This window comes from Enterococcus sp. AZ048, from assembly GCF_051715125.1.
Classification (GTDB): domain Bacteria; phylum Bacillota; class Bacilli; order Lactobacillales; family Enterococcaceae; genus Enterococcus_A; species Enterococcus_A gilvus.
The window spans coordinates 88,959-105,042 of the sequence record NZ_JBIOTD010000003.1 but is presented as its reverse complement, the minus strand read 5'-3'; the positions used below and the strand labels follow the sequence as shown (position 1 = coordinate 105,042).

The 16,084-nt window shown below is 38.6% G+C and carries 14 protein-coding genes and 1 pseudogene; 2 read left to right on the top strand and 13 right to left on the bottom strand.

Annotated features, from left to right (window positions below):
* The 12 genes and pseudogenes from IGI66_RS18955 to IGI66_RS18900 form a co-directional block, all read right to left on the bottom strand.
* Nucleotides 1-1,327 (bottom strand): annotated as a pseudogene (locus IGI66_RS18955) (hypothetical protein); the annotation flags it as partial.
* 12 nt (nucleotides 1,328-1,339) lie between these two features.
* A complete protein-coding gene (locus tag IGI66_RS18950) occupies nucleotides 1,340-3,733 on the bottom strand; it encodes a VirB4-like conjugal transfer ATPase, CD1110 family (RefSeq protein WP_010742441.1) in 2,394 nt (797 codons plus the stop codon).
* Nucleotides 3,678-4,049 carry a hypothetical protein gene (locus IGI66_RS18945; RefSeq protein ID WP_010742442.1) on the bottom strand — a complete coding sequence of 124 codons (372 nt, stop codon included), beginning with the start codon at nucleotides 4,047-4,049 and terminating at the stop codon, nucleotides 3,678-3,680. Before IGI66_RS18945 ends, IGI66_RS18950 begins: the two co-directional genes overlap by 56 nt.
* A gap of 3 nt (nucleotides 4,050-4,052) precedes the next feature.
* The gene (locus tag IGI66_RS18940; protein WP_114526116.1) at nucleotides 4,053-4,832 is read right to left on the bottom strand and encodes a hypothetical protein; all 780 of its coding nucleotides are present in this window, start codon (nucleotides 4,830-4,832) and stop codon (nucleotides 4,053-4,055) included.
* Between the two features lie 17 nt (nucleotides 4,833-4,849).
* A complete protein-coding gene (locus IGI66_RS18935; protein WP_010742444.1) occupies nucleotides 4,850-5,077 on the bottom strand; it encodes a hypothetical protein in 228 nt (75 codons plus the stop codon).
* Between the two features lie 25 nt (nucleotides 5,078-5,102).
* Nucleotides 5,103-5,516 (bottom strand): hypothetical protein, encoded by a 414-nt coding sequence (locus tag IGI66_RS18930; RefSeq protein WP_010742445.1) that lies wholly within the window; start codon nucleotides 5,514-5,516, stop codon nucleotides 5,103-5,105.
* Between the two features lie 22 nt (nucleotides 5,517-5,538).
* Complete coding sequence (locus IGI66_RS18925) at nucleotides 5,539-6,246, bottom strand: class A sortase (RefSeq protein ID WP_010742446.1); 708 nt, start codon at nucleotides 6,244-6,246, stop codon at nucleotides 5,539-5,541.
* Between the two features lie 60 nt (nucleotides 6,247-6,306).
* On the bottom strand, nucleotides 6,307-9,573 hold the full coding sequence (locus tag IGI66_RS18920; protein ID WP_438849967.1) for a SpaA isopeptide-forming pilin-related protein: 3,267 nt from the start codon (nucleotides 9,571-9,573) through the stop codon (nucleotides 6,307-6,309).
* Nucleotides 9,574-9,753: 180 nt separating this feature from the next.
* Entirely contained in the window at nucleotides 9,754-10,467 is a 714-nt protein-coding gene (locus tag IGI66_RS18915) for a hypothetical protein (RefSeq protein WP_438849966.1), read from the bottom strand.
* A 15-nt stretch (nucleotides 10,468-10,482) separates the two neighbouring features.
* Nucleotides 10,483-10,830 (bottom strand): type II toxin-antitoxin system PemK/MazF family toxin, encoded by a 348-nt coding sequence (locus tag IGI66_RS18910; RefSeq protein ID WP_010742449.1) that lies wholly within the window; start codon nucleotides 10,828-10,830, stop codon nucleotides 10,483-10,485.
* Entirely contained in the window at nucleotides 10,824-11,087 is a 264-nt protein-coding gene (locus IGI66_RS18905; protein WP_010742450.1) for an AbrB/MazE/SpoVT family DNA-binding domain-containing protein, read from the bottom strand. Before IGI66_RS18905 ends, IGI66_RS18910 begins: the two co-directional genes overlap by 7 nt.
* 71 nt (nucleotides 11,088-11,158) lie before the next feature.
* A complete protein-coding gene (locus tag IGI66_RS18900) occupies nucleotides 11,159-12,511 on the bottom strand; it encodes a C39 family peptidase (protein ID WP_438849963.1) in 1,353 nt (450 codons plus the stop codon).
* 308 nt (nucleotides 12,512-12,819) lie between these two features.
* On the opposite strand from IGI66_RS18900, the gene IGI66_RS18895 reads away from it, so the two are divergent.
* Nucleotides 12,820-13,946, top strand: a protein-coding gene (locus tag IGI66_RS18895) for an IS3 family transposase (protein ID WP_316497776.1) whose coding sequence is annotated in 2 segments (ribosomal slippage) — nucleotides 12,820-13,048 and nucleotides 13,048-13,946 — 1,128 coding nt in all. Because the reading frame shifts where the segments join, the coding sequence is not laid out codon by codon here.
* Nucleotides 13,947-13,979: 33 nt separating this feature from the next.
* Here the strand turns inward: IGI66_RS18895 and IGI66_RS18890 are convergent.
* Nucleotides 13,980-14,330, bottom strand: a complete 351-nt coding sequence (locus tag IGI66_RS18890) for a hypothetical protein (protein ID WP_071862921.1) — start codon at nucleotides 14,328-14,330, stop codon at nucleotides 13,980-13,982.
* A 456-nt stretch (nucleotides 14,331-14,786) separates the two neighbouring features.
* Here IGI66_RS18890 and IGI66_RS18885 point away from each other — a divergent pair, with 456 nt between their 5' ends.
* On the top strand, nucleotides 14,787-15,725 hold the full coding sequence (locus IGI66_RS18885; RefSeq protein WP_010742453.1) for a hypothetical protein: 939 nt from the start codon (nucleotides 14,787-14,789) through the stop codon (nucleotides 15,723-15,725).
* The last annotated feature ends 359 nt before the right edge of the window (nucleotides 15,726-16,084 follow it).

Here is a 16,084-nt window from a genome sequence, read left to right as displayed (position 1 = left end):
CAAAATCATCAGAATCTAAATAGTAATCCGATTTTTTATCCTTAGCGAGATCGTACATGGATGTAAATTTGTACTCGTCACCTTTGGTATTATTCATCGATTCCCAAATGCCATTTAAATAATCACCATACGTCTTGAAAGAAAGGATATTCGTTCGCTCATCGATGGTATAGTCTTCAAAGCGATAATTCATATAAAACATTGTTTCATCAGGATTCGTGTAGAATGAATACGTATCATCGGAACGATCCGCATCCAGTTTCGTCATATGATTCCATGAATCGGTTAGATCGAATTCGTCTTGTTGGATAGGAAGTGGTGTAAATAGCGGGAAAAACATGAATATCGTAGCAATGAACATCATAATGCCGCCGATTATTAATAAATTTCTTCCCTTAAAGGGATTATTCAATACACGAATAATGGAGCTAACAAATCCTTGCGTTTTTCTTGCTGCTTGGGCGGCTTTGCTGGCTTGAAGTCGATTCCTAAAGTTCCGCATTCTTTTAGCTGTCTGTCGCAATTTCGAATATTCTTCAGGTGTCGTTTGAAACCCCCGTCCACGAATGAAATTATAGGAGCGATTGGACAGGCCATAAGCGCCCCTAGTCAATTTCATATTTACTCGATGACCACTTTTAACTAAATATTTTGTCGATTGATATGTGTTTGTTCGACGTCGGCCATCTTGTCTGAGCTTCACTGCTTCAGCTAACGTATCATGCTGATTCATTGATTCTTCAGCCTTATTTTTTGCAGCTGATAGAGCTTGCCGATTCACTTGTTTTGAAAGTCTTGAAGGGTCAGCTTTTTTGGTCTTTTTCAATACTTGTTTAGCAGTTCCGGCCTCTTCTTTGGCATTTTTTACGTCATTACCTGCTTTTTCGACTTCTTTTTCTAGCTTCTCTCTAGCAAATGTTTTCGCTCGAATCTCTTCAGCCGTTTTTCCACTTGATAGAGAATCTAATTTTTTGGATTCATCTGTATCCGCTGCTCTTTGTTGATCTGTAACTTTGGATGAATGCTCTGCATTCAAAGCATCGAGCGATTGCTTCAGCTGCTTGTGTGTCTGAACTTTTGCTCGATACTTTTTTTGTGCTTCCTTGTATTCTCCCCTGGTATGCTTCACTTGTTTTCGTGAAGATAGATTGGCATTTTCTTTCATCTTTTGGTTTACGATGACTTTACGTTGCTTTTGTGCCGTTATGGTAGAACCGATCAACGTTTTCGGCTCTTTCTTTTGGGTCGATTCAGTGTCTTCTTGATACCTGTTTTTCTTTGAAACGGAATCAACTTTTACTTTTTGCTGAACATTCTTATTTTTCATAGGCTCATGCCCTTACGCCGCATCAGTATTCATCAGCTCAAACAGCTTCGTATTTTTGGGAATGATGTTCTCAAAAGGAACGATATTCCCACCGGCATAAATCAAACCTGTACCTTTTGGCACCTTCTCACCGGCGTATTTTTGTAACGATGGTGGAATCTTAACCACTCGTTTCAAGTGTTCCATATCGACTAATTTTTGGCGCAACAACACAATAAATTCACTATTTGAAATCATTTTCTGTCCAGCTGATTTTTCTAAAAGCGTGCCAACGTTTTGAGTTATTCCTGTTGTAACAGCTCCATACTTCCGAATCCGTGACCATAATTTGAAGAACCATGAAGCATTTTCTTCAGTATCAAAATTCAGCTGCAATTCATCAAAGTATAGATGGATCGTCAATTTATTTTGATAAGAAACGACTTGTTTCCAGACTTGATCCAAGATCACTTTCATAGCAAATGATTTCAAACGATCGTCTAAGTGCTTGATATTAAAAATAATAAATGGTGCTGTAAGGTCAACATTCGTTTCGTGAGCAAAAATATCTTGCGAACCAATTGTATAAGGTTCTACCTTAATGACCAGTTGTTGGGCGAAATCTTCCGGTTGTTCTTTCAAAATGCCATACCAATCTACTAACGTAGGTTGGCGATCGATTGTTTCAAACCGTTGGTAAGTTAATCGTGTTACTCGGTCAACCATGCTGGCCTCTTCATCCGAAAAACTTTTCAAAATGGACTCAAACAAACTTACTAATAAGTTGGCCTTCTCTTTTACTAGATCCACTTTTTTATCCTCACCATCAAGCATGGAAGAATCGGCCATATCTAAGATGTTTAAATGGTGATTCGTTCCTGAAGAAATATCCAATATCTCTGCTCCAAATGCTTTCCCAATGGGGGAATATTCATCCTCCGGATCAACGATAATGCAGTGTTCTTTCTTACGACCATCTTTCGTCTTTCTCATGATCGTAGTAAGCAAATCATAAATAAGCCCCCACTTGACGGTCATACCTTTTCCTGAACCGGATGTACCCAAAATCAATCCGCTAGGCGTGTTCAGATCGTTCTTACGATCGATCGTAATGATATTATTACTTAGTTGGTTCTGGCCGTAATACTTACCCGTTTCAGATTGAAGCTCCACATTCGTAAAGGGGATTTGTGTTGCTATATTACTGGTTGTCATATCACGCATATACTTCTTCTGAACATCCAAATAAGGCTTACCAATTGGTAAAATCGTATTCAATGCTTCTTCTTGCATTTGATAAATATCATCGAATTCAACACCTAGAGCCTGGGCTTGATCTTTTACGTCTCGGACAGCCTGTCTCAATTTGTCTCTGCTCTCTTCAACCAACATGACCGTAAAGACACCTGAAAACATCCGCTGCCCGTTCTCTTTCATTTCAGCAGCCAATTCTTTGGTTGTCTTGTCTACTTCATTGGCCAAGCCGGAAACCATGTCTTCTGAAAGACCTTCTTTAAAGTTTTTCTTCTGTTGGTTTACAATATCTGATTTATTTTGCAATTGTTTCGAAGTGAGGTCTTTCTTCGCCTGAACAATGTCGTAAGGGCTGGCATGAATAGAAATCGCTAATTCATGGCCACTCTCACAAATTTCGTTGATCAGTCGGTCTTCTAGGTTTTCGGGATAATCCCGAACATACATGACTTTTCCAAATTTATCATCGATCTGAAAATCATCATCAAAAAACTTCAAGCGGCCTGGTGCAACGAAGGCTTTACTCGATAATCCTGATAAGGCAATATCACGATAGGTTGTTGAGAAGTGTTTGCCTGGTCTTAAAATGCTGCTCATGACCCGCATACGTTCCTCACCACTGCATTGAGTGAAATCTAAATTATTATCTGAATCATTGAATCGTTTTTCATAGTTTTTACCAAGTGTATTTAGTTGTCGATCCGCTTGTTTCGCTGTTTTCGACTTAGTGGTAAAAATCGCATATCGTTGCGTTTCGAAACTCTTTTGATCGTGCAAGAACCGGCTGCTAATAATATTGTTGATCTCTGCTCTGTAAATGTCGTACGGATCACCTTGTGGCTCTAATAAGATATTTTCTAATAAGCTTGATTTAACACGCTTATTTAAGACTAAAAGCTGGTATTTCGATTGCTTATCCAATGAATTTAACGCTTCCGCATAATTGATCACAACATCTAATTTATCGTCTTCACTAGCGACTTCATAATCTAAATTTCCCAGCTTGAACATCTTCGAATACTCATTATCTACAATGTGCATCAAACCTGACTCAAAGTTACTGGTATATTTTAATGTGTTTTGTGTTGTTGCGGCATTCTGAATCAACCGTTTCTTCTTACTTTTTTCCGATTTTGTCTGCCTCCGAGACATTTTTCTTTTGAACAAACTCATGCGCTGCATACCTCCGTATCTGGCCGGTCTCATAGTACCGGTCTTGTTTCTTCATAAAAAAATCCAGCTTGTTTTTGTACTCTTCCCATACACCTAAACCTTTTAATACCGGCGGAACAATTAAAAAGAACCCTGTCACGAATGACAAGATCCAAAAAGTAAAATCGTTCAAATCTAAAAATGCTACAAAAAGCATAATGATTGATAATCCTGGAATTATTTGTAAGATCATTTTCTTTTGCCGCTTATTTAGGCCAGATTTACCAACAGGTTCATACTTTGATAGATCCATATGGAATTTCGATTGAATTGCCACAAGTTATCCCCCCATCCATTCTTTTGCTTTTCTTTGTGATCCAACCAACACCATGATAAAGATCACGCCTTTGCATATCGTCAAGAACATTGCAGACAAGTTCTCTAGCCAATCCCCTTTAACGACCAAATCTAGCATGTCATTTGTTGCGACTGCCGGATAAATGGATAGGATTATGATGATCAATATCCCTTGAAGTGCTACCGCAGTGAACATTTTGATGAACTTCATTGTAATTGGCCGCCATTCGTCATTAACGAAAAAGGCCACTAACAAAGGTGCAGCAGCCTTAAAGATATACAATTCGATTGCTCTGAAGAACACAAGTATTTTGGTGACAATCTCCGCAAACCAGCTGACAAATTGTGCCAAAGCGCCCATACTACTAACAATCATTTTTTGAACGCCTTTTAACTTTCCTTTTATTTCTGGAACTGAAAAGTCTAAATCCGATTTTTTAGTAGAAATATGACTAATGATATTGCCAGCAGCATTCACTATCCAAACGATTGAATCAAAGAATTCATCTGTAAACATGATCAGACAGAATCCTACAAAATATTTCCAAGTAACGGAAATAAACAATTCTAAACCTAGACGATTCTGTTCTACTTGCATTCTTCGAGTCGTATTATTCAATTCGATGTACATGAATACTCCAAGAATGACCATTGCCACTGGAATGATTCCTTTTGAGATTTTTTCTACTAATTGATTCACGGCTGGATTGTATTCATCAAGACTGGATAGCAGCTGAGTTAGCGTTGAGCCGTCTATCTTCATAAGCTACTTCCTCTCTCTTAAAACCTAATTGCCCCAACTGCGGCGATAATTGCGGCTGTGATCCCTCCGGATATAGCTGCCATTGCTCCGCCCATGATCATTGATTCGATCCCACTATCCATCTTTTGAGGATTTTCATTTTTTCTACCAGAGAAAAAGTTTAACGCACCTGTCAAAACACCAAATAATCCGATTACCGTCATGATTCCTCCGATAACCCCAATCATTTTAATTACAATATCCATTTACTTTACCTACGCTTTCTTAGATTTATTCTACGTCCTCTTGATCTAGGATCGTGTCGTATTCTTCCTGGCTTAAAAAGCTTTCCACGCTGTATTGAATTTCACCGTTATACTCGCCTTCCTTGATCTTTATATACACTTCTTTGCCTGTCATAAAGTTGGCTGTCTGTTCGTTGTAATCGAAATCAATATCGGGGATCTCGCAGCCATTATCTTCAATACTTGATAGAATGTAGCCCAAACTCTCTTCCGTAAAATCATTGCCGAATGTTAAAAAAGAAAGGCTACTCTCTTCATTCGATCCGGCAACAAAAATCATGAACATATCGGCCCCTTTTTTGGATCGCTGCATGACAACTTTCTCAATCACTGCTTCATGAATCCCAGGAGTAAAGGGGATCTTTTCTTCTCGATTTCTTTCGGGCTTTTTATACCTCATTTCTGAATTCCTCCATTACCGTTTATTGTGTAACCTTTGCACGAACGATCAAGCGATTCGGCGTGTTTTGATTGCTGCTATCGCAAGTGATCAATGTCAACACACCCTTTTGATTTTTCGTGTCTTCCATGTAGTGTGTCTCACTTTTGGATACAACTTTTATTTCAGTGACTTCATAGTCAGCTTGTTTCCCCTGGTAGGTCACTTTAATGCCGTTGCCTTTTCTTAAATATTGAATCCCTCCAAATAGCAACCCTCTATTTGTCATGTAATGCCCTAATAGAACGAAGTTCTTTTTCCCAGGGATCTGTCCTTCTTTCGCTGTACCGGCACCAACACTTAAATTTGCTTGCGTTGGCCCTTCTAAAATAGGCAATGCCATAGAAATAGCTGGTATTTCTAATAGACCCATTCCGTAATCATTTACTTGCTTGATCGGATCAACTTTTTTTAAATCTCTTGGATTTAAGGTGTGTACGTCAGCAGCTGAATAATCTGCTGCTACATCCTTACTAGGATTCTCCTTAGTTTTCTTTAAAACGTGTTCTGTCGCTTGTTTTTGTGCGGCATAAACATCTTTTTCAAAGTCTCGCTGTTTGAAAAATAGCATTGAAAAAGTAACAAATGCCGCAACGCCTAATAAGCAGCAAACAATCAATACACGTCGTGCGATTGGAGAGTTTGCAAAAAATCGCTTCAAAAGTCGGAATTTTTTCCGAATAGTCCTCACTGCTGCACCTCCTCATAAATAAAAAAAGAAGGAGAATTAACTCCTTCTTTGAGTGACTATCTAGTTAAAAATCGCTGAAAAGAATTCTTCAAACGCGTTGTAACTTCCTGTTTGCGGAATCGACTTTTCAGATTTCGGTGTCTCTTTTGTTGCAGGCGTTTCTTTTTTCGGTGTTACTTTCAAAGGTCGAATCGTTTGCTTCTCATTGTTCAAGTCGAAATGATCCGCATACTTATCGGTATGTTTTTCATCGTTAAAGACTTCATGAGTCACAACCAACTTCTCGCCTTCCTTCAGATTGTATTTCTTCGCGTAATATTGGAAGTCCACGTTGAACTCTTCGTTGCCTTTTGTCACTTTTCGAGAATCATTGATCGTTTCCAACACTTCAGAGTTGCCTTCTTTTTTGGTAGAACTTTCAGGACTTGTTGTACTGTTAGAAGTTGTGGTACTTGTCGTCGTCGATGTTGTTTTTGTCGTGCTTGATGTGCTGCTTGTTGGTACTGTTTTGGTTGATTCCGAAACTTTATGCAGCTTATGAACCCAATGCTTCGTTTGACCGACTTGTGATTCAGGAAATTCTTGATTCACTTTATCTACAAGTTTTTGATCTTTCGTCGCATCAATCTCTTGCTTGCCATCGACGTTGGCGAACAAGGTTTCGATTTTCGGTTCTTCTTTTGGTGTTTCAGGAATTTCAGGTGTTACAGTTTGCTCTTTGTTGGTTAAATCCACGTGCTCAGCTGCTTCTTTTTCTTTATCTGATTCATCTAGTTCAGCCAGTTTTTCAGTCCACACATAAGACGTATTTTTATCGTCTTTCGATGTGTCTACAAGCGTTTCAATGACTTTTTCCATTGTCTCTGATTTAGCAACAAAATCTTCGTCTGCTTGATAAACTGGTGTAGCATTCTTAATATCACCATTTTGGATTCTCCAAAGTGTAATCTCTTTAAGGCGATACTTCTGTCCTACCTCAAGACCGGTCAGTTTTGCCACATCTTTCATTGGTGTATCTTTCCCTGGTGTGAATGTATCCTTACCGTTGACTGTCGCTTGTGTAGAGATTTCAGGTGCTTTGACTAAATTATTCGTGATCATGAGTTTCCCTAAAGAAATTTGATTCGAACCTTCGTTGATCTTGCTTTCTTCAACGGTCAGAGTTTTGATTGGTTCTTTTTGACCTTCTTCAGTCACTGTCATGTTGTACGTACGCTTTTCAGCATCAAAAGTGGATTTAAGAATCAGATCCTTCATCTTTTTGTAGCCGTCAGGCGCTGCTACTTCAGAGATTCGGTAATCGCCATAAGGGAACTCTTTAAAGCCCCAATAGCCATCATAGCCGTTCGCATCTGTTTGTGTTTCAACTTCTACAACGTCACCCTTTGTAGGATCAATAGGCGTCAGCGAGAACTTGATCCCATTGTAGCCAGAATTCACGTTTCCTGATTTAGACTGCAAGTATTTGAAGCCATCGATCGTTAGTTTGATCACTTTTTCTTGTGATGTCACATCAGAGGCAACCACTTTTGTGTCTTGATCCTTGTACTTCAGTTCAAATTCACGTTTTGTTGAATCAATTTGGTACCCTTCGGGGGCTTTTGTTTCTAACCAATAGTAGCCGTTCAACGCTAAGTGTTTCACCCCAGCCGTTTGATCTTTATCGTCAATACGAATAACAACAGAATCATCTTCTGTCTTCACTTGAGTTCCGTTCGTCAACTCAGGTTTTACGCGATCTGTCCATTTCACTGGTTTGCCGTCTTTATAGAACAGTCCGTATTCAGCGCCTTCAAATGAAGCTCGCCCTTGTGTGTCTTTCTTCGTTTCTGCATCTTCTTTCGTCAAAACAGAAGATCCCGTCACTTCCTGGTTTGTTCCCTTGTCGTTCACTACAACAACCGGTGTTTTTTGATCTTTGTATTCGATCTTTACGGTCACTGGTTTAAAGGTGTTCGCAAATCCATTTGCGGCCGTTTTTTCTGATACATAATACGTTCCTAAAGGCAGCTTGTTGCTAGAAGTAGCAATCCCTTGATCGTTCGAGGTGATTGTTTCTACTACCTTCCCGTCTTTATCTTTTTCACGAATCTCAAACACGTTTCCAGCACGAGAATAGTTACTATTCCACGGTTCCTTTCCACTCTCAACGCCGGATTTCTCAATGACGATCTGTCCAGTAGCTTTGACGTTTTTAGCTGTTACTGTCGCTGTTTCGCCAGCTTTTACAACACCTTCATAGGTGTCGCTTTCACCAATCGCTGAAGCAAGTACATAGGGACTAGGTACAGCTGTTTCAGTGATCTTATATTTCACCCCACTTGGAATATCTTTGATTGTAACTTTACCATTACTACCAGTCTTCACCGTTTTCTTTGCTGGGGCATTGGTGCCTTCAAATAAAGCGTCAAAGCTTGTGTTTGGTAAATATTCCCCACTATCTTTATCTACCTTACCAATCTCAATCTCTCCATATAAATCAATATCCCATTTAACAAAATATTTTGTTGGATCGGCAATTTTTGGCGACACAACTGTTTGCGAATTTTCTTTCGTCCAGACGATAGGCGTTCCATATGCATAGTTTTTAATTGCTGTATAGGTTCCTGTTGCTTTCGTCGGATCTGTAGGGGTTGCATTTGCTGACATACCATCTGAAGCAATTTCAAACTTTACATTCGCATCATTTGAAATAATACTGTCAAACGCACGTAGATCTACTCCACCACTATCTAATTTTTTCGTTTCACCATATTTTAGTTTAACCGTTTTATTGTGAAAATCGGGTAGTTTCTTGTAGTGATCTACTGCATCCATTAATTTTTTTTCTAGTTGAGGATACTCGGGAATCCCATCAATCGAGGTGATATCCAGGTTGTATTTTTTGATATATTGCCAAGTTACAGCTCTTGATGCCATTTCTTCATGTTGTGTTTTGTTTGGAAAAACTGTTTGCCAAATACATGACGCAATAAGTGCGTCCCCATCAACCTCAGTTGATTCAATCCCCTCGTACCCATCTGTCCATTTACCACCAACTAAAGGTACCCCTGGTTGAATACAGAAAACCATTTCATTGCGGCCGTCAGGATAATGAACTGCAAGAGAAGCAGTCGTATCCGTCCATGCAGCACCATTCTTTGTACCCCTCATAGTGTACAAATTATCCGTGTCGTAAAACACTCTCCCTGGCAGCGATTGACTTGTTGTTTTAATTTGAACGTTCTTATCTTCTTTTGCTTGGGCAGTTCCTTGGAATAAAAAGCTGCTTATTCCAATTAAAATTAAACTAAGTAATCCTGCTAATTTGAATCTCTTATTTTTCATCTCTTTCCCTCCAAATAAAAAAAAGCCACCTCTTTTGAGTTAGCTTAGTGTCAGTCATAAATATCCTTTATGAGCTATCAAAATAAATTTTATTGTCCATCATTATTCCTCCCTATAAAATATTTATATAAAAAAGACCTTGTAGAATAATTTCTACAAGGTCTGAATTATCGTTTGTAATTAGATTTGTCTATAACCAAAGCCTGTTGATCCGGTTGGTGTCTCTCTTGCGTATTTATCAATAAACGCTTTTGCTTCACCTTCAGTTGCAAATTTCTTTTGTCCTGGTTTCAGGGCATAGGATTGATCTTCATCAGCAGGAACGTTGTACCAGACGGTCCAGGTTAATTGTTGTGATCCGCCACCGTTTCCTCCATTGTTACCGCCAGTGTTAGGAGCATCTTTCCCTGAGTAGAAAGCCACACCTTCATATCTCCAGCCAGCCCTAACCAAGTTGTTTTTCTCACTTGCTAATATGGTGAAATGATGGGTACCTGATTTCGCATTTGGGTTATATAAACGATAAACCGGTGTCGAACCACCAGATTTCCACGATTCCCCTTCATAGCGCCAGCCTTTTCCTTTTAACATATTTACTTCGTTCATGTTCAAAGTGTAATGATGATCTCCCCCGTTATTCGGGTTAAACATCCGATAAACTCTTGCTCCTTGACTAGGTGCTTCCCATGCTGTGCCTTCGTTGCGCCACCCTGCGCGAACCACGAATGGGATCTCGTTGCCATTTTGGGTATACAAGTGTTCTCCTGTGTTTGGGTTATACGCACGATACAACGTTGATGCCTCAACGTCTGTGGTACTTGCCAAAGCAACCCCTGTAAATCCTAATGCCACTACTAAACCAACAATCCACTTACCTAAACGACTCATTTTCATTTTGAAATCTCCTTCTTAACTATTTTTTTGAAACACGGCTCTTACTTTTTTTAAAAGTTCGATCACAAGCACGTCATTTGCCTTTTCCAAGAACAAACACTCTCTTGCTTCATAATCAATCGTTGTTAATTGATCCAGCATTACCTTACCTGTTGTTTTCATCCCTAGCTCTTTGGGAATAGCCACGTAAAGTGGATATACCCGCTTTGTTGTAGTTATTGGCGCAACGATGACTACATTACTATTTGCTGCAACAATATTGTGACTTAGAACAATATACGGTCTTTTTCCTGTCTGCTCATGTCCAGCTCTCGGCGCTGCATTCAACAACAATATGTCTCCCTGTTTAGGTACATTTACCATTTCTCATTACCTACGGCTTCTCCAAGATCTTGTAAATCAACTTTTTGTCTTCCACCGTGATAGTTTTCAAAGAGTTCTTCAATAGTTGGGTCTTTCGCTTCGTTTTCAGATTGAATCACTAAACGTCTTCTACCGTCAACCACTTCAATTTCCATCTGAACCTGATCGTTTTCGTGGAGATTCATTGTTTTCATAATGCTTTTCGGAATTCTCATTCCACTACTGTTTCCCCACTTGAGAATTTTTAGAACTTCCATACACGTGTCCTCCTTTGTTGATACTTACAGTGTATCATAAACAAAAAAGATTGTATAGCCATAATTATACTTTATTGAATTGTTACCGCACGCCCGTCGCGTTCGGCATTGAATTGCCCCATCGTAACCCAGGCTCTTGCGCCTCGATCGTATAACATATTTTTACCACCACTGCCTGCGCCTGCATTTGCTGAATAATACAATGGATCATAGACTAAGAATTTCCCGTTATTGTACCCAGCGATCACTTTTGCATGATTTCTATTCTTATCGGAATTCTTCTGGTACGAAGAAAAGCCATAATATAGAACGGGTTGACCATTCAACACACGATTAATAATTTGTACGGTATTTGATCCTGAAATATCTACTGTATTTCCGCCATAGGTTTTACCATATGCTGCTAACGCATTCGGTTTGATCACCCAACCGAAGCCAGCGCCAGTATACACATTTCCTTTTTGGCCATTCGGATTACTTGGATACATTGGCAAGCGGTCTTGCATCGTTCTTAGGTTTGGTCGGATATTCTTTGATCCAAGGATCATTGCTAACGAAGCAGACGCACATCCCCAAGGCGCCTTCACAGGTGTGTATTGGCTAACATAAGGAACACTATTGATGATGTTCGTTGATTTAGCAGGAACCGCGCCACCAGTGACAGACCAAGAAACGCCTTCGTACCGCCACCCACGTCTGACCAAATCACTTTTTTCAGATTCTAACAACGTATAATGATGGCTGCCAGCGTCTTGTGCATTTGGATTGAACACGCGATAAACTTTTTGGCCGCCGTTTGGTACTTTCCAAGCGACACCTTCATAGCGCCAGCCGGCACGTTTGATTTTGTCGATTTCCTTCGAATCTTTGGTATAAAAATGCTCGCCTGAGTTCGGGTTATAGGCACGGTACAGATTACTACCGCTGCCATCAATTTGCATACTAATGCCTTCATAGACCCATCCTAATGACATTAGATTGTCTTTTTCGCCACCGTTTAACGTGTGTAAGTGTTCTCCTGAATTCGGATTGTACACGCGGTAAACAGGTTTTAGACTTGCTGCTGCATACGCTTCGACAGGAAGTGACGCGTTGCGTGCATCTTCTTCGGCAATCTCACCAGTTTCTGGATTGGGAGCCATAACCTCTTGTTCAGGTACCGCCCTTACAGCAGGATTGAGATTGGTCACATCTGGAGTTTCGGGTTGTTCAGCTTTCGGCTGGTCGCTTTCTGACTGGCTTGATTGCGTTTGACTTTCTTCGGTTCTATTTTTTCGAGTTTCGCTTGTTTCAGTCGTACTGGTTTCTGATTGGACTGTTTGAGACGATTGTTCAAGGACATTTTCCGCCTGAACAATTCCTCCCAGCCCTAAGGGAACCGTTAACAAACCAATAACTAATAACTTCCAACACTTCTTTTTCATATTCTCCCTCTTTCCTAATACCATGACCTTACTGATCGTTATTTCAAAAAAATCTTTTTATTCAATTTGTTACTTTCTTTTAGCTTTGAAGTAGAAACTACCGATCACGCTAGAAGCTATCACTCCTAAGAAAGTACACATCAAAGACTCTCTGAAGCATTCACCTGTCTGAAAAGTAATATAGGATAATAAACCACATAAGCTTGTAAGAATTAAAACTTTTCTCAGGTTGGTGTTAGTATCAAATCTTAGACAACTTTTCGTGGAGACAGAAATAAATTAAACTTATCTACGAGAGGATGAATTTTATGAACCGATACGAAGAAAATTTCAAACAGATGATTGTTGATCTGAATCAAACTGGACGTTCTGTTCGAGGGCTAGCGAAAGAATATGGCTTATCTGAAGCAACGATTTACAAATGGAAGAATTTATATTTACCTAATCAGTCCACAGGACTGACTGGAAAAGAAGTGGCTGAATTGAGAAAAGAAAATGCTCGTTTAAAAGAGGAACTTGAAATCTTAAAAAAAGCCGCAGCCATATTCTCTCGAAAGACCTAAATTCGCTTGTTCAATTTATAGAAAAATGGTGTAAGGATTACACTGTTTCTTTGTTGTGTCGGTTATTAGAAATTCCCAGAAGTGTCTATTATTTCTATAAAAATAAACCTTTAACTGCTACGCAAATAAAAAATAATTTCTTGAAACGGAAAATTACTGATATCTTTTTTGAAAACAAACAGCGATATGGTGCGACAAAAATCTATCATGTATTGCTCAAAGAAAACATTTCAGTTTCACTTAGACACGTACAAAAACTAATGCGACAACTGAGTTTACGTTCTATTACTATTAGAAAATACAAACCACAAAGTAATAAACAAGCAGTGGTATCCAGAGTAAATATCTTAAACCAAGATTTTTCTACTAAAACGATTTGTGAAAAATGGGTGGCTGATATCACTTACATTCCTACCAAGAAAAATAGTTGGTGCTACTTGTCTTCAATCATGGATTTACATACTAAAAAAATTATTAGCTATACATTTTCAAAACGAATGACTGTAGATTGTGTGATCCAAACATTGAATAAAGCAAAAAAGCATTATCCCATTCCAGAAGGAATGATTCTACACACTGATTTAGGCAGCCAATATACAGCAATTGACGTGGAAAACTGGCTTAAATCCAACAAAATAAGACATTCCTATAGCCGAAAAGGAACGCCTTATGATAATGCGGGAATCGAATCTTTCCATGCCTCATTGAAAAAAGAAGAAGTATATACGACTACTTACTCAGATTTTGAAGAAGCAAATCGGTCGTTATTTAGCTACATTGAAGGATTCTATAATCGAAATCGAATCCATAGTTCGATTGGTTATCTAACTCCACAGGAGTTTGAAGATCTGTCAAGAGAGGAAATGGCATAGCCGTCTCTACTAAAATTTGTCCAAGATATTGACTCAAATCCATATATTCATGATTATTTCCAATCCAACCTCTTTATCTTGTCTATAATTTTTCGTTAGAATATAGTGATAACTAATATATGAGACAAATATTGCTTGCGTTAATGCTGTTGTTCCGTTATTTTGAACCACCTTAATGCCTCTATTTACTAACCAATTGTTGAAGTCCTTAAAAGTAAAACTCTTACCAAAGTGATTGCTGCAATACTGATCTATTAGCCTTGTGTACCCTCTGCTATCTGTTTTGATTGTTTTAACAGATACCTCGTCTTTGGGATTAACCATTAATACCCTTTTATCATTTAGTAATTCATTATTCGATTGGACAATACTTTCTTGTTTCATTCTTTCCCTCCTTGAAGTTTTACGCTTGCTAGCTAAGTTGATAATTCATCTAAGTTTTTCAATATTTTTTCCTCTACTAAATCAATTTTATATCCAAGTAACTGAATTATCTCTACAAACTCCCTATCTCAGCCTTCGGGCATCAAAAACTGTTTACGATTTTTGTCGATAATTCCGCTCATTTTCTCTATAATCTCTTGTCTCTTAATTTCATCTCTAGTTTGCTGATACAATCGGTAGTAACCTCGTAAATAGAGTAATGGATGACCCTACGTGGATCCAACTAGACTTTTCATTGCTAAATCTCCTTTCCTCCGTTAGCGGACGTATCCTCTCTGAACGTTAAAATTCCACCTCAAAACTGTGTTAGACTTAAGATGTACGAAAACAGCCTCATGAAACATTTCTCTGAGAACAAATCTATACAAAAACTAAAATTGAAATGGAGTTGGAATTATGAAATTAGGTTTTATAAAGTCAAATTTTCCAAATGAGCGTCGCGTCCCTTTGTTACCTGAACATATCAAGCAATTCGCCAATTCAATTTATATCGAGAATGGTTTTGGTGACTCGCTAAGTATCCCTGATGATAATTATCGAAAAGCAGGTTGCACTATTTTAACCCGTTCTGAAATTTTTGCCTCTTGTGAGGGAATCTTCTCTCTCAAACTCCTCCAACCATCTGATTACGACTTGATTCGTCAAAATCAGATGATTATTGGTTGGACTCATCCACTGGGATCAGGTAAAGAATTTATGGAGACTCAAGCAATTCCTAAAAATCTCTATATTCTTGATATCGATAATCAAAGACCCATGATGTACTATCAGGAAAATGCTTATCCTACACAGTTGATTCCTAGAAACTTCGTTTATCAAAACAGCTTCTATGCTGGTTATGCCGGAGTATTACATGCTCTCTTGAATTTTGGCTTATTACCAAATAGTAATTGTGAGATTGCTATTTTAGGGTCCGGAAATGCAGCTCAAGGTGCTTTCCATGCGATCTCAAAAATTTCTTCTTCTGTCCGACTTTTTTATCGAAAAACACTTCCGCAATTCAAACAACAACTTTCTAAATACTCGATTATCATTAACGGCATTGAAGTGGGCGATTCGGGTAAGCCCATTATGACTATTGCAGAGCAAGGGCAGTTAAAAACGGGGGCCTTTATTATTGATATAGCAGCGGACGCTGGAAATGCAATTGAAGGAAATCAGACAACGACCGTACCTGATCCGATCTATCAAAAAAATGGTATTTATTACTATACTTTACCTAACACGCCTACCTTCGCTTACCGAAATGTCAGCCAAATCCTAAGCGAACAATTTAGTAAGTACATTTTCAAAAATGATATTTCAGTCTTCATTGATGAAATTGAAGACAAATAGTAATGTTGAACAATAGTTCAACTCCACTGGCAATATTTTTCAAATCTTATTTCAGATATTATTGCTAGGTTGAGTAGCCGACTCATCTGATGTTCGTTAGAACATTTATAAACTTCTCAAAAATATACGTGTTATACTAATGCAGAGCTAAAGAAACAGTCGAAGTACATCATTTTAGCTCTAAGCCAGTTGCGGAAACAGCTGGTTTTATTCATCCTTCATGGTCCTTATTACGTTTTACTTACGTTGTTCCTCGTATTCACATTAAAGGGCTTTTTAATGTTATGGTTATTGAATACCACGAGGATGTGAAAACAATGATTAACTTTTATCCTGTACACGTTTATGTTTCTAATTAC

What these genes read in the sequence shown, in the direction of transcription:
- IGI66_RS18890 (WP_071862921.1), bottom strand. Translation starts at nt 14,330, where the DNA reads ATGAAACAAGAAAGTATTGTCCAATCGAATAATGAATTACTAAATGAT.
- IGI66_RS18950 (WP_010742441.1), bottom strand. Translation starts at nt 3,733, where the DNA reads ATGAGTTTGTTCAAAAGAAAAATGTCTCGGAGGCAGACAAAATCGGAA.
- IGI66_RS18900 (WP_438849963.1), bottom strand. Translation starts at nt 12,511, where the DNA reads ATGAAAAAGAAGTGTTGGAAGTTATTAGTTATTGGTTTGTTAACGGTT.
- IGI66_RS18910 (WP_010742449.1), bottom strand. Translation starts at nt 10,830, where the DNA reads ATGGTAAATGTACCTAAACAGGGAGACATATTGTTGTTGAATGCAGCG.
- IGI66_RS18920 (WP_438849967.1), bottom strand. Translation starts at nt 9,573, where the DNA reads ATGAAAAATAAGAGATTCAAATTAGCAGGATTACTTAGTTTAATTTTA.
- IGI66_RS18930 (WP_010742445.1), bottom strand. Translation starts at nt 5,516, where the DNA reads ATGAGGTATAAAAAGCCCGAAAGAAATCGAGAAGAAAAGATCCCCTTT.
- IGI66_RS18905 (WP_010742450.1), bottom strand. Translation starts at nt 11,087, where the DNA reads ATGGAAGTTCTAAAAATTCTCAAGTGGGGAAACAGTAGTGGAATGAGA.
- IGI66_RS18915 (WP_438849966.1), bottom strand. Translation starts at nt 10,467, where the DNA reads ATGAAAATGAGTCGTTTAGGTAAGTGGATTGTTGGTTTAGTAGTGGCA.
- IGI66_RS18935 (WP_010742444.1), bottom strand. Translation starts at nt 5,077, where the DNA reads ATGGATATTGTAATTAAAATGATTGGGGTTATCGGAGGAATCATGACG.
- IGI66_RS18885 (WP_010742453.1), top strand. Translation starts at nt 14,787, where the DNA reads ATGAAATTAGGTTTTATAAAGTCAAATTTTCCAAATGAGCGTCGCGTC.
- IGI66_RS18940 (WP_114526116.1), bottom strand. Translation starts at nt 4,832, where the DNA reads ATGAAGATAGACGGCTCAACGCTAACTCAGCTGCTATCCAGTCTTGAT.